Origin of the sequence: Anaeromyxobacter sp. SG17, from assembly GCF_022690695.1 — a bacterium.
GTDB lineage: Bacteria > Myxococcota > Myxococcia > Myxococcales > Anaeromyxobacteraceae > Anaeromyxobacter > Anaeromyxobacter soli.
Genome location: NZ_JALCYX010000104.1, coordinates 1 through 11,884 on the forward strand (window position 1 = coordinate 1; position 11,884 = coordinate 11,884).

Consider the following 11,884-nt stretch of genomic DNA (forward strand, 5'->3'; position numbering starts at 1 on the left):
GTCGAGCCCGCCGCGGCCGCGAGCCCGCCCGCGGTGCCCGCCCGCCCGCCGCAGCCGGCGGCGTCGCGGACCCCGGCGCCCGGCGGCGTCGGCGAGGCCCAGCTCCGGGCGCTCTACGAGGCCTACGTCGCCGCGAAGAAGCAGTGCAACGAGGATGTCTCGCGCCTCACCTACGAGGCGGTCGCGAGGAGCGTCGCGAAGCAGGTGCCGGAGCTCATGACGCGCTTCAAGGCGAGGTCCGTCGACTTCAAGGTCGAGGTGAAGGACGGGCGCGCCGTGTTGAAGGCGATCCCGAAGGTCTAGGCCGCGCGGCGGGCCGCGTCCCCAGCCGCTTCGTTCGTTTCACGCCAAACGAATGGTTTCCCCGGTCGCGCCCGTGCGCGCCCGGCGCGGGCCTCGTCGATTCCGGGGCGCGCTCCAACCGGGAGGGACCCGCCCGGCACGGCCCGTGCGGTTTTTCCGCCGCGGCGAAGCGGGCTTCCGCCCGTGGCTCACACCCGGGGCCGTCTCGCGCGGAGGATGTGGTCCGGCGCCGACATGGAGACGTTCCTGCGGACCGAGGCGCGACGCCCGGTGGCCCTTGGAGGGAGGTCCGCTTGAGAACGCTCGCGCTTCTCGCCGCCGTCGCCCTCGCGGGCGCCTGCGGGCCGTCGAGGGAGCTCGAGGTCCACCGCGCGCGGCTCGCCGCCGAGCGCCGGGAGCTCGAAGCGACCTTCGATCACCTCGAGGACCGGCTCGTGGTGAACCAGGCGCGGGTCCGCTTCTGGCGGGAGATGCGCGAGCGGCACGAGGGCGTGACGGCCATCGCCTGCGCCTCGCTCGAGCAGCACGCCGAGGACATCGCCCGGCGGATGGCGCCGCCGCCGCCCGCGCTGCGCCAGGCGCGCTCGTCGCTGCACAACTCGCGGGTCGCCGCGCGCGGCGGGCCGCTGGACGAGCCGTCGCCCGCCGCCCGAGCCGATCGCTCCGAGTAGGCGCGCGCCGCCGTCTCAGGCCCTCCGGCGGCGGCCGCGTTTTCGATTTGCCTTCCGGCCCCGGTCGATCGTAGAACGCTCCCCGCGGTGGGCCCCCCGGCCCGTCGCGGACCGTTCGCCTGGGTAGCTCAGTCGGTAGAGCAGGGGACTGAAAATCCCCGTGTCGGTGGTTCGATTCCGCCCCCAGGCACTTAGACATCTGAGCCCGAACACCAAGGAAAGCAGGGGGTTAACGCCCCCTGCTTTTTTGTTGGCCGTTCCCAGCCCCGGCCCCCGGGTAACGCCCGGGGGAACGATCGGGCCCCGCTGCCCCCTCAGACGCGCCTGAACGTGCCGCCTTGGGGTCGCCGCCGCCTCGTGGCTACCGCCCGGCGGGCTCGGCGCGATGACGCTCAGTGAACCAGCATCTACAAGTCTATTGCGATCTCCGGGGAGCGTTCGGTACCGTCGTCCCCGTAGTCGGCAGTAGTTCGGTCCATCGTACAGGCGGTCGGGCGGCCTGGTGACACACCGAGACTCGCGTCTCCCGTGTCCCTACGCCCGAAGTGGAGCCTGTTATGACCAGCCAGATCCTGCGCGCGAAGGATGTCTGCGCGCTCCTGAACATCGCGAAGCCCACGTTCTACAAGTGGGTCAAGGAAGGGCGACTCCCTCCCGGCGTCCGCTACGGCCCCAACGTCGTCGGGTGGCCGCGCGAAGTGATCGAGAAGTGGATCGCTGAGAAGACCGCCGCCGCCCCTGTCTCCCGGTAGCCGCCATGCCGCGAGACAAGATCCCCGGAGAACTGCGGGCACTCCCGCAGTGGGTCTGCGCTGGCGCGAACAAGGTCCCGACCGATCCGAAGACCGGCCGGCCCGCTTCGGTCACGGACCCGAGCGCGTGGGGCACGTTCCAGGAGGCGAGCGAGTACGCCGACAAGAACGGGCTCCGCGTCGGGTTCGTGTTCACCGAAGCCGACCCGTTCACCGGCATCGATCTCGACAATAAGATCGAGCGACCGCTGACGCCCGAGCAGTGGGGGGTTCACGAGCGAATCCTCAACGCCTTCGAGACGTACACCGAGCGGTCCACCTCCGGCCGCGGGTACCACGTCATCGGACGCGGGAAGGTCCCCGCGGGCGTCCACAGCAAGGACGGCGTCGAGGTCTACAGCTCGGCGCACTACTTCGTCATGACCGGCGACGTAGTCCGCGACGCGCCGATCGCCGACTGCCAGCCGCTGCTCGACCACCTCTACGGCGAGATGAAGCCCGCACCGACGGTGGAACTCGACGAGCTGCCCGAGGACCCAGTTGAGCGGGACCACAACGACCGGGACCTCGTCGAGATGGCGATGACGGCGGAGAACGCGGACAAGTTCGACCGGCTCAGCCTCGGCGACTGGCGAGCGATGGGGTACCCGAGCCAGTCGGAAGCGGACTTCGCGCTGCTGTCGATGCTCGCGTTCTACTCAAAGAACAACGAGCAGGTCCGTCGGATCTTCCGGTACTCGAATCTCGGCAAGCGGGAGAAGGCGACGAGGGACAACGCCTACCTGAACCGATCGCTCAAGAAGATCCGCGCGAGCGAGCCGCCACCTGTGGGCATGGCAGCGCTGCTGGCACAAGCGGCATCAGTGGTGGGGGGGACCGACCCCCGACCCCCTCCGGAAAACCTCGCCACAACCGAAATGGCGAGCCCGCTTACGTGCCCTCCGGGGCTGCTGGGCCAGCTGGCCGCGTTCTTCTACGAGAGCGCGGTGCGCCCCGTGCCCGAGGTGGCGATGGCGGCCGCGCTCGGGTTGATGGCGGGGGTGTGCGGCCGTCAGTTCAACATCGCGGGGGTTGGACTCAACCTCTACCTGATGGTGACGGCCAAGACTGGCCGGGGGAAGAGCGGGCTCGAGGACGGCATCGACGCCATCGTGGCTGCGGTTCGTCCCGAGATACCCCTCGTCGACGACTTCATCGGTCCGGGAACGATCGCGTCAGGTCAGGCGCTCCATCGTGTGCTGAACGAAACGCCATGCTTCGTCGCCCTGCTCGGTGAGTTCGGCCTCACACTCCAGCAGCTGTGTCACCCCCGCGCCAACGAGAACCAAGTCGGGGTGCGCAGGACCTTGCTCCATCTGTACGCGAAATCGGGTCAGGACAGGACGCTCCGGGGCGGCATCTACGCGAGCAAGGACAACAACATCAACCCCGTCACCTCGCCCGCGCTGACGATCGCCTGCGAGGGCACTCCCGAAACATTCTTCGATGCGATCGACGAGCACCTCGTCACGCAGGGACTCGTGTCGCGATTCCTGATCCTCGACTACGACGGCGCCAGGCCGCCTCGGAACAAGCGCCGCCCCACACCGGCTCCGGAGATGCTCCTGCACCTCAAGGCGCTACTCCACTCGGTGCTGTCGATGCAGAACAGCAACAGGGTCGAGCCCGTGTGCCTCGCCCCGGACGCGGAGAACTTGCTGGATGCGTTTGACGTGGAGTGCGACAGGCGCATCAATTCGTCGGGCGCTGTCGAGGCCGAGCTTTACAACCGTGCGCATCTGCACGCGCTGAAGCTGGCGGCTCTTGTCGCCGTCGGGTGGAACCACAACGGGCCGGTAGTCACCGCGGATCATGCGCGGTGGGCGATCGAGTTCGTCCGCGGCAGCGTCCGAACGGTTCTGCGTCGATTCGAAAAGGGAGAGGTCGGAGGCGGGGACCAGGCCAAGGCCGAGGCCAAGGTTCGGCAGCTCATCGTGCGGTTCCTCGCCATGCCCGCGGAGGAGCGAGCGAAGGACGACAAGATCCCGGTCGCGATGCACGCGGGGCCGTGCATCCCGCGAGCGTACCTCAGCGAACACACGCGCCGTCTTCAGCCTTTCAAGGGCGACAAGCGCGCGCTGGAAAACACGCTCGAGGAGATGGTCAGGAACGGCGATCTGCAAAGGCTCTCGCCGCAGGAAGCCCGGGAGAAGTGCAAGACGCGAAGCGGACAAGTCTACGCGGTGGGACCTAACTGGAAGTGAAGGGGGAGATCATGGACAAGGCGTCTGGACTTGTTGGTGAAGAACTGCCCGGACTGGTCGGCGAAGTGGTCGAGAACTACTTCTGCAAGCTGCCCGATGTGGACACAGGGCTGGCGTTGGGCGGGGCGCTCGACGTGGTGATGCAGTGCGTCGCCGACCGCTGTCGGGTTCGGGCACCGTCGTTGTCGCCAGAGAACCGGGGGGTCGAGGTGTGGGAGCCTGTCGATCTCTGGGTCGGGCTGATCGGCTCGCGTCCACACATGCAAGCTGTGATGACGGGGGCGAACAATCTGCTCGAGGCCGTGGACCGGGACCTGGCGAGCGGGATGCTGGGGTGGAGTCCGCCTCTGCTGGGGTTGACCGACGATCGCCTCCTCGTCCTCGCCAACGGCTTGGTCACGGGTTCGGGTTGGCCACAGGCCGTTCCCCCGTCGCAACTGATAGAGCGACTTCTGGCGATCGTGGATCGACCCCGGTTCATCGTTCGGATGAACTCGTTCGCGTGGGACTACGGGTGGCAGAACGTGAGTCAGTGGGCCAAGCAATTCGCAGAGGCAGGCGACCTGTCGCCGCTCACGAGCCGGATTCGCCGCTGGGTGAACGTCGCCGCCCTGCTCGCGGTCGGGGTGAGTCCGGACCAGCCGGTAATCACGGCCGACATACTCGTGGCGGCGCGTAAGATCGCGGTCGTCCTTCACGACCTCGTGCGGTCAACGGTAGAGCGTTCCTTCGACGACGATGAGCGGATTGTGAACTAGGGGGGAACTCGGAGGGAAGGGCCAGAAATTGGTCCTACCCCTTACAAAAGCGTAGGGCTTCCCAGCGGACAGCAATGCCCGCGGGGAAGGGGGAAAGGGGGGAAGGGAAAAGGGGAGATAGGGACGGAGTAGATACAAAAGGACTGGATTAGAATAACAACCTGGTACTACTTCCCCCCTTTCCCCTTTTCCCCTTACTTTCTATATATATTTGTATTTGTTATTGATTTGTCCGTTTTGATTAGGGGAAGAAGTAGGGGGAGTTGAGGGGAAGGCGCCACATTCAGGGCAGGGCCGGCCAGATCGCGATTGAGTCGAGTGCGATTCCGAGCGGGCACCCCGCCCCCGGCGACCGACGCACCGACCCCGCCCACCTGTGGCCATCGCCGCCGCCCGCGCTACGTCCCGCGGCCTCTTCCCCTGCCTAAAGATTGGGATCTCTTCGGGACGCGAATAGATAGTCACTGAATCGCGTCCGAAACGGTGAGTCGATTCAATGGCGTAACGCGCACTCTTCGGACCGGGGGCGACTGTAGGGGATTACTGCGCGTCGATTCGAGCGGTGATCCTGGGGATCTGCAACCCTGGAGACGGCCAATATTTAGGGCGGGAGGATGGCCCCACCTGCCCCAATTTATGGCGAAGCTCCCGACACCTCCTCCCTGGATCAGGTTGCCCCAAGCAGCGACCGCCGAAGCTGGCCCGTCCGCAGCGGCGCCATCTCCGGACGCCCCTGCGGACACCGACGGTGCCCCAGTTCCGGCGGTCGCTGGTTCGGGTGAACCGCCGCGGCGCCACGATCCTCTGACGGGCCGATTCGTAAAGGGTAGCGGCGGCCGCCCCAAGGGCTCCAAGAACAAGGCCACCATCGCGGTCGAGAACATGATGGAGGGCGAGGCGGAGGCGATCACCCGCCGCTGCATCGATCTCGCGAAGCTCGGTGACCCGACCGCCCTCAAGATCGTGATGGACCGGATCGCCCCCGTGCGGAAGGGCCGCCCGCTGCAAGGGCTGGCCCGCCGCGAGGGCGAGAACTCCATCGAAGCTCTGCTGCGGTCGGTGCTCGAAGGCGAGCTCACGCCCGAGGAAGGCAAGGACGTGGTCGGCATGATCGAGTCCGCCGCAAGGATCGCCGCGGCTCGGGCCCTGGCCGACATGCGTCAGCAGCAGCTCGAGGCTCTCAAGAAGGCGACCGAGGGCGGGGCCGAGTTCAGCCGCGTCATGCTCGTTCCGATCGCCGCCGGCCTGGACGAGTGGGAAGCCGTCGCGAGTCCCATGCAGCATCAACTCAAAGCCACAGTGAGGGATTGAACTATGAGCAAGTATCTCGTCGGCAGTCCACAGTCAGCAGACTTCCTCGACATGGCGCAGCTCGAGTCCGGGCTCAACGCGATGCTCGGCGATCCGAAGTCGGACGAGCACGTCGGCCCGGACATCCAGGGGGCTCGCATCGCGCTTCGAGTCGCGGTGTCGAAGGTGGTCGCGCTGGTAAAGGACCCCACGCGGACGGAGGTCGACAAGCACGCCGCCGCGCAGAAGCTGGCCGCGACCGCAGCCGACAAGCTTGGCAAGGTCAAGACCGCGATCGAGCAGCGCTCCAAGCACCTCGAGGGTGAGGCTCTCCGCATGGCCGACATCGAGTTCGGGCCCAAGCTGGAGCGCGGCGCCATTCAGTCGGAGATCCGGGGATGGGTCCGGGAGCAGGCGAAGACTTCGGAAGGTCTCGCAGCCATCCGCGAGGCCATGAAGGAGAACGACGACGTGGCGGCCACCCTGTGGCACTCGCCCAGGTTCCTTCTCGGCCTCGCCGAAAGTGTTCACGGCACCCTTCGGTTCGAGGCGCTGGAGTCGCGCAAGCCGCAGCTGTTCGCCGACATCAGCAAGTCAATCAACCTGGGCAAGCTCGCCGCCAAGTACGAGGGAGCGATCCGCAAGGTGCACACCAGCTTCTACAACCCGGAGGTGGCTGCGCAGGCGGCGAAGCGGGTGGAGGTCTGACCGCGTTCTCTCCCCCTCGGTCTCCCCGGGAACCGGCGACCGAAGCCGTGTCGCTCGGTAGTCGTTCGATTCACTAGAGAGACTAATTCGCTCCAGGCGTTCGGCACTCTCATTCACGGTCAGTCGACCACGGGTTACAGCATGACGACGGCACAGGCGCGGCTCGCAGCTCTGGCGGAGTGGGTCAAGGCGTCCTCCGCGAACGAGAAGGCGCCGCTCGGGAAGGACACGATCGTCCGGGGCGCCTTCGCGGTGTTCCTGCCGCGGCCCCTCAACGCGCCCCCCGATCCGTTCGCCGTCGGTCCCGAGCACCTGCCCCTGTGGATACCGGAGCAGCAGTCCATCGCGGATCTGCCCCCGCTCCCCACCGACCCGACCACTTCACAGCCCAGGGTCGCCGACCGGCTCCGGCACCTCGTCTGGATGTTCGACGGACGATTCCACGGTGCGCTGATCCCGCTGTCGGATCCGGCGGAGGCGCTCCAGACCGCGCTGGACCGCCACCTGCCCGGCCTCGACCTGGACCACCACCCCGCGCTGTTCCTCCCGGTCTGGCAGCTCGTCGGGGAGGACTGGGCCTGGGCTGACGCGCGGTTGCCCCTGGTTCGCTAACCGCCTCTTCACGCGGTACCCCTCCCCACCCCCGCCCCCGGTCCTGATCGCGTTGCTGGCGAGGTTTTACGCGGTGTGGCGGGGGTTCCCGCGGGTGCCCGTTCCCCTGGGACGGTCGGCCCTTCCGGACGCGGCACGTTCACCGGGAGCGGACGTCATCTCCACGCGCGTTGACGCTCGCGGTGAACTCTCGGGAGGGTAGGGCCATCCTCTTGCAAGGAGATCCCCATGCTGAATTCGTTTCCCGGCCAGGACGAGAAGGGCTTCAAGGACCCGACGTCGGTCGCCATTCCGGTGATGACCACGACGGAGCGGAACGCGCTCTCGGCGGACCAGATCCGAGCAGGGTTCGTCATCTTCAACTCCACGACGAGCGCCCTCAACGTCTGGACCGGCTCGGTGTGGCGCGCGACGGCCGCCCTGACGTAATCGCTCGACCCAACGCAGTTCACTCGTAGAGAGAGCCAAGCTCGGCTTGAAGACAGACACTCCGGTTGAACCCCAACACCCGGAGTGACCATGTCCAAGAAGACGAAGGCGGCGAAGAAGACGCAGGGCGAGCCGATCGCGATGAGCGCGGCGCCCGAGTCGCAGACCGGCAACGGGCGGGTCGAGAACGAGACCCGCTCGCTCGTCGTCGAGGACTACGCGGACCAGCCGAAGGCCGAGCAGCCCGCGCCGGAGCCGACCGCCCCTGTGGCCACGGCCGAGACGAGCCCCGCGTCCGAGCCGCAGCCCGCCGCTCCGGCGAAGGTCGAGAAGCCCAGCAAGTCGACGATCGAGAAGCCGACCAAGGCGGTCTGGACCATCGCCGACGAGATGAAGAAGGCGGACCCGGCCGTCACCCGCAAGGCGATCGTCGACGAGTGCATGCACCGCGGGATCGCGTACTACACCGCCCGGACCCAGGCGCAGCTCTGGTCGAAGAAGCAGGGCTAGGAGTCGCAATCAGGACGCCCGGCGCGCGCGTCGCGGGAAGATCACCAGGAACGTCAACGGGCCGACCCTCGCAGCCGGCCCGCTTTACGTTCTCGGGGGGAGCCTACGGGGTTGCGATCCCGCTCGGATCCGACCAGCCCCGAACGAAAGAAGGCCGGGATTGCTCCCGGCCTCCTCACTACACCCGGTGATCGGCTACGTCCGGACGCAGACCAGCGGGCCGTCGGACTTCGCCCGGTTGTTCTCCCACTGCAGCGGCTGGAGGTTGGAGATGTCGTCGCTCCCGCCGCGCGACACCGGGATGATGTGGTCGATCTCCCAGCCGTAGGGGCTCGACGTGTTGCCGTGCATCGACCTCTGGATCAAGGCGTTGCAGCTGTCCATGCCGAAGGCCGGGTGCCCGGGGAGCAGGTGGCGCTTCCGCCACACCGCCTCGATCTCCGCCTCGGTCCAAGACCTGCCGTCCCTCTTCGACCCGCGCGACCTCGTGATGGTGTTCAACCAGTACGACATTGTTGGTGACTCCTTTGTTGCGAAAGGAGGCCACCTCTGGCAAGAATCCCGCCTCGTTCACTCCGCGAGGTTCCGCCTTCGGCAGCCTCCGAGTTCACGCCCCCGCTTCAGGATCGGGGGTACTGCTGGTCCACGAAGGGGCCGCGAGACGCGCCAACGTCTTGCGAGCCCCTTCGGCGTTCATGGCGTAGGACCGGCCAATTCCGGCACGCGGCCATAGGGCGCCCCCTCCTCCGAACGTGCAGGCGACCGCTCGGGGCTTAATCAGTTGTATCACCCCGGAATTACTCGTGCAACACGTGACCATACATGGCACGCGTGGCAACGCCATCTTGTAGCTAATTGCGGGCTTTCGCTCGGGATTTCGCGTGATCGTCCCGATCGGCTGCGTGCCGGGAGCCGAGGATCACCCCGGACGATCGCGTGCCGCCACTCGCTAGCTGGTGTGCGGCTCACCGGGGATCGCCGACCACGGAGCTGTCGGGACCGCGACGGCGCGCAGCAGCTTGACCCCGACGGCCTGCGCAGCCAACTGAATGTCGGCGCGCGCCGTGGCGACCTCCGCGTCCTGCTTCCACAGCGTTGTGTTCGGGAGGTGGTACGTCTGGCCGTTGGACTCCCACCTGTCGTGGTAGCCGCGCTCGACCATCTTCTGCTTCACCTCGATCTGCTTTCCGGACACGTCGTACGTCACGAGGGCCATCAGGCCTCCTTTCGTGTCGTCGACTGTACCGGTCAGGTCTGACATCGACCCACAGGCGCGCGTGTTCAGCCGTAGAAGGTCCCCCACGTGTTCCCCGCGGGGTGACTAGTCGCGGAAGGGTTGCCGAATCGACGGGCGGTTCCAGTGCCTAGGAACGCGCCCAGGGAACTCGGACCTCTGAACCTGAATCAGTGCGCCGCGCGACACGAGTGCGGCTCGAGCCGGACGACGCGGCACCCCTGGAGTCAATCAGCAGCGAGCTCGAGGGCCTGGAGGCCACTCGTGATCCGGGCGAGGTGCGCGGCCCACTTCTGGACAGCCTCCATCGCCTCGGCGTCGTAGTTGTGCCAGTTGTAGACGACGCTCGTGACGTCGGTGGCCTTGGCGACGTGCCCGAGCACGCGCTTGATCACCTCGGTCCGATAGCCGAGGCGGGCAAGCCCGCTGGCCACCGTTCGCCGGAGGTCGTGGATCCGCCACGGTGGGACCGGCTCGTGCAGCTCGTCGGACATGAGATTGTCGACCCGCTCCTTCGCCTTGCCCCAGCCGGAGATCGGCCGCTTGCCGTTCGTGGTGAAGACGTACTCGCCGAGCCGGGGCTGCGCGTTCACGATCGCCTTGGCGGTCGCCGAGAGCGGCGCCCGGAAGTCGCGTCCGTTCTTGATGCGTGACCCCGGCATGGCGGCCCAGTCGCCGTCCAGCTCGTCCCAGCGCAGGCACGAGGCCTCGTCGCGGCGCATGCCCGTCAGCAGCAGGAACCGAACGGCCGCCCCGAAGACGCCGCCGAGCTTCTGGGTCGCCTTCCACAGGGCGACCAGTTCCGCGTCGGTCAGCACCCGGTCGCGAGGGCGGGGCTTGATGCGCGGCGACACGCCGACGAGCGGGCTCGTCTCGACCACTTCCCGCTCAATGAGCCAATTGAACATGCGGCTCAAGTGCGCCCGCAGGTGGTTCGCCTGATAGGGCGTCTCCCTCGCCACCTCGTCCAGCAGGTCCACGACGTCGCGGCGTCTGATCTCCTTCACCGGGCGGTCGCCCCACGCTGGGATCGCGAGCCGCTCGAGGATACGCTCCGTGTCGTCCCAGGTCCGCTGCCGCGCCTTGGCGTACTTCTCGATGAACTCGCCGACGCACGACTTGAACCCGTGCAGCCGTAGCTCCCGCTCCTTCGCCTTCTTCTCCTCGACGGGGTCCTCGCCGCGCTGGATCGCGCCGCGCGCCTCCCGCGCCCTGTCGCGGGCCAGCTTGAGCGAAACGCCTGGGTAGCAGCCCAGAGTGAGGCGGCGCAGACGCCCGCGCACCCGATACGTCAGGGACCAGCTCTTCACGCCCGAGGCGGAGATCCTCAGCGTGAGGCCCGGGACCTCGGCGTCGTAGACCTCTCTGCGACCGGTCTCGGGCGGAAGCAGTTTCTCGACAGCTACGGCGGTCAGCCTCGTTGCGGGCATTGTCGTCCTCGGGGACTTGGGGGAACGCTGGGGGTAACGTTTCGCAGTGACATTGGGTGAAACCCGGCTGTACCCAGGTACACACCCGTCCCCTGCATTGGCAACGAGATTTCAATGCCCTCAACCAATCTTGTAGAAGCCCTGAGCCCCGGCGATACCAATTACGTCCAAACTGAAAATCCCCGTGTCGGTGGTTCGATTCCGCCCCCAGGCACTCCCATCTCTGCTCGTGCATCTGGCCCACCCGACCGCGAGGTCTGGTGGGCCTTCTGATTCCGGCCTCCGTGGGCGTCTCCTCTTCCATCACCGAGGCGTCAGCCGCGCGTTCCACGGAGTCCATCGAATCATCGCTGATCCGCTGGGCGCTGATGCACCGGTGATGCAGTCCTCGCCGAGGGCGTCGCCGAGCCGGCGGCGCAGATCTTCGAGCGGCGGCCTGCCGTAGACACGCTCCACCATCCGGCTGTCGGCGTATCCGGGGACGGGAGCGATGAGCTCCGGGGGCGCGCCGGCCGCGGGGAGCCAGGTTGCGCAGGTAGCTCGTTGACCTGGCTCTTCGTGATGAACTCGATCTGCGTCCCGAAACGGTTGCGCACCTCCTGCCGCATCTGCGAGAGGTCCAGCCCCGCCTTCCTCGACAGCGCGAGCAAAGCCGCGAGCTGGTTTGCTCAGGCACTCGGTCGCGACCTGGGCGATCCACTCCGGCGCGGACCCGGCGCCCTCGCGGCATTGTGGGGCAGCGCAGCCCGCGGACGACCAAGCGCCTTTACGCCACGCGCGCCTCGGGCGCGGAAGGTACCCGACCCTCCGCTAGCGCCAATGCCACTCACTTAGCGACCGGGCGGCTGCGGGCGTAGTTGCTCATCTTCAGCTTCACCGCGCGCGGGTAGCTTCGTTCGCGCCGTGGTGGCAGAACGAATCGAGCGACTGCGGCCCGCAGCTCG

At 67.3% G+C, this 11,884-nt stretch carries 13 protein-coding genes and 1 tRNA gene; 11 read left to right on the forward strand and 3 right to left on the reverse strand.

Annotated features, from left to right (window positions below; translation table 11 throughout):
* The 11 genes from MNY60_RS21950 to MNY60_RS22000 all read left to right on the forward strand — a co-directional run.
* Nucleotides 1-303 (forward strand): MXAN_5187 C-terminal domain-containing protein (locus MNY60_RS21950; RefSeq protein WP_277957147.1); only part of this gene is annotated, 303 nt, incomplete at its 5' end.
* Nucleotides 304-596: 293 nt separating this feature from the next.
* Nucleotides 597-974, forward strand: a complete 378-nt coding sequence (locus tag MNY60_RS21955) for a hypothetical protein (RefSeq protein WP_242334084.1) — start codon at nt 597-599, stop codon at nt 972-974.
* Nucleotides 975-1,091: 117 nt separating this feature from the next.
* Nucleotides 1,092-1,164: transfer RNA gene (locus MNY60_RS21960), tRNA-Phe, on the forward strand.
* Nucleotides 1,165-1,531: 367 nt separating this feature from the next.
* Nucleotides 1,532-1,726 (forward strand): AlpA family transcriptional regulator, encoded by a 195-nt coding sequence (locus tag MNY60_RS21965; RefSeq protein ID WP_242361879.1) that lies wholly within the window; start codon nt 1,532-1,534, stop codon nt 1,724-1,726.
* A 5-nt stretch (nt 1,727-1,731) separates the two neighbouring features.
* Nucleotides 1,732-3,969: a DUF3987 domain-containing protein gene (locus tag MNY60_RS21970; RefSeq protein WP_242361881.1), complete on the forward strand. Its 2,238-nt coding sequence runs from the start codon at nt 1,732-1,734 to the stop codon at nt 3,967-3,969.
* Complete coding sequence (locus MNY60_RS21975) at nt 3,966-4,727, forward strand: hypothetical protein (RefSeq protein WP_242361883.1); 762 nt, start codon at nt 3,966-3,968, stop codon at nt 4,725-4,727. Before MNY60_RS21970 ends, MNY60_RS21975 begins: the two co-directional genes overlap by 4 nt.
* 882 nt (nt 4,728-5,609) lie before the next feature.
* Entirely contained in the window at nt 5,610-6,038 is a 429-nt protein-coding gene (locus MNY60_RS21980; RefSeq protein ID WP_242361885.1) for a hypothetical protein, read from the forward strand.
* A gap of 3 nt (nt 6,039-6,041) precedes the next feature.
* Nucleotides 6,042-6,725, forward strand: coding sequence for a hypothetical protein (locus MNY60_RS21985; protein ID WP_242361886.1), 684 nt, complete (start codon nt 6,042-6,044; stop codon nt 6,723-6,725).
* A gap of 141 nt (nt 6,726-6,866) precedes the next feature.
* Nucleotides 6,867-7,337: a hypothetical protein gene (locus MNY60_RS21990; protein ID WP_242361888.1), complete on the forward strand. Its 471-nt coding sequence runs from the start codon at nt 6,867-6,869 to the stop codon at nt 7,335-7,337.
* Between the two features lie 228 nt (nt 7,338-7,565).
* On the forward strand, nt 7,566-7,766 hold the full coding sequence (locus MNY60_RS21995; protein ID WP_242361890.1) for a hypothetical protein: 201 nt from the start codon (nt 7,566-7,568) through the stop codon (nt 7,764-7,766).
* Nucleotides 7,767-7,856: 90 nt separating this feature from the next.
* Entirely contained in the window at nt 7,857-8,276 is a 420-nt protein-coding gene (locus tag MNY60_RS22000; RefSeq protein WP_242361892.1) for a hypothetical protein, read from the forward strand.
* A gap of 195 nt (nt 8,277-8,471) precedes the next feature.
* Here MNY60_RS22000 and MNY60_RS22005 read toward each other — a convergent pair whose 3' ends face one another.
* The 3 genes from MNY60_RS22005 to MNY60_RS22015 form a co-directional block, all read right to left on the reverse strand.
* On the reverse strand, nt 8,472-8,789 hold the full coding sequence (locus MNY60_RS22005) for an HNH endonuclease signature motif containing protein (protein ID WP_242361895.1): 318 nt from the start codon (nt 8,787-8,789) through the stop codon (nt 8,472-8,474).
* A 436-nt stretch (nt 8,790-9,225) separates the two neighbouring features.
* On the reverse strand, nt 9,226-9,492 hold the full coding sequence (locus MNY60_RS22010; RefSeq protein WP_242361897.1) for a hypothetical protein: 267 nt from the start codon (nt 9,490-9,492) through the stop codon (nt 9,226-9,228).
* A 245-nt stretch (nt 9,493-9,737) separates the two neighbouring features.
* The gene (locus MNY60_RS22015; protein ID WP_242361900.1) at nt 9,738-10,940 is read right to left on the reverse strand and encodes an integrase arm-type DNA-binding domain-containing protein; all 1,203 of its coding nucleotides are present in this window, start codon (nt 10,938-10,940) and stop codon (nt 9,738-9,740) included.
* Nucleotides 10,941-11,884: the final 944 nt, after the last annotated feature.

What these genes read in the sequence shown, in the direction of transcription:
- MNY60_RS21965 (WP_242361879.1), top strand. Translation starts at nt 1,532, where the DNA reads ATGACCAGCCAGATCCTGCGCGCGAAGGATGTCTGCGCGCTCCTGAAC.
- MNY60_RS21970 (WP_242361881.1), top strand. Translation starts at nt 1,732, where the DNA reads ATGCCGCGAGACAAGATCCCCGGAGAACTGCGGGCACTCCCGCAGTGG.
- MNY60_RS21980 (WP_242361885.1), top strand. Translation starts at nt 5,610, where the DNA reads ATGATGGAGGGCGAGGCGGAGGCGATCACCCGCCGCTGCATCGATCTC.
- MNY60_RS21985 (WP_242361886.1), top strand. Translation starts at nt 6,042, where the DNA reads ATGAGCAAGTATCTCGTCGGCAGTCCACAGTCAGCAGACTTCCTCGAC.
- MNY60_RS21990 (WP_242361888.1), top strand. Translation starts at nt 6,867, where the DNA reads ATGACGACGGCACAGGCGCGGCTCGCAGCTCTGGCGGAGTGGGTCAAG.
- MNY60_RS21995 (WP_242361890.1), top strand. Translation starts at nt 7,566, where the DNA reads ATGCTGAATTCGTTTCCCGGCCAGGACGAGAAGGGCTTCAAGGACCCG.
- MNY60_RS22000 (WP_242361892.1), top strand. Translation starts at nt 7,857, where the DNA reads ATGTCCAAGAAGACGAAGGCGGCGAAGAAGACGCAGGGCGAGCCGATC.
- MNY60_RS22005 (WP_242361895.1), bottom strand. Translation starts at nt 8,789, where the DNA reads ATGTCGTACTGGTTGAACACCATCACGAGGTCGCGCGGGTCGAAGAGG.
- MNY60_RS22010 (WP_242361897.1), bottom strand. Translation starts at nt 9,492, where the DNA reads ATGGCCCTCGTGACGTACGACGTGTCCGGAAAGCAGATCGAGGTGAAG.
- MNY60_RS22015 (WP_242361900.1), bottom strand. Translation starts at nt 10,940, where the DNA reads ATGCCCGCAACGAGGCTGACCGCCGTAGCTGTCGAGAAACTGCTTCCG.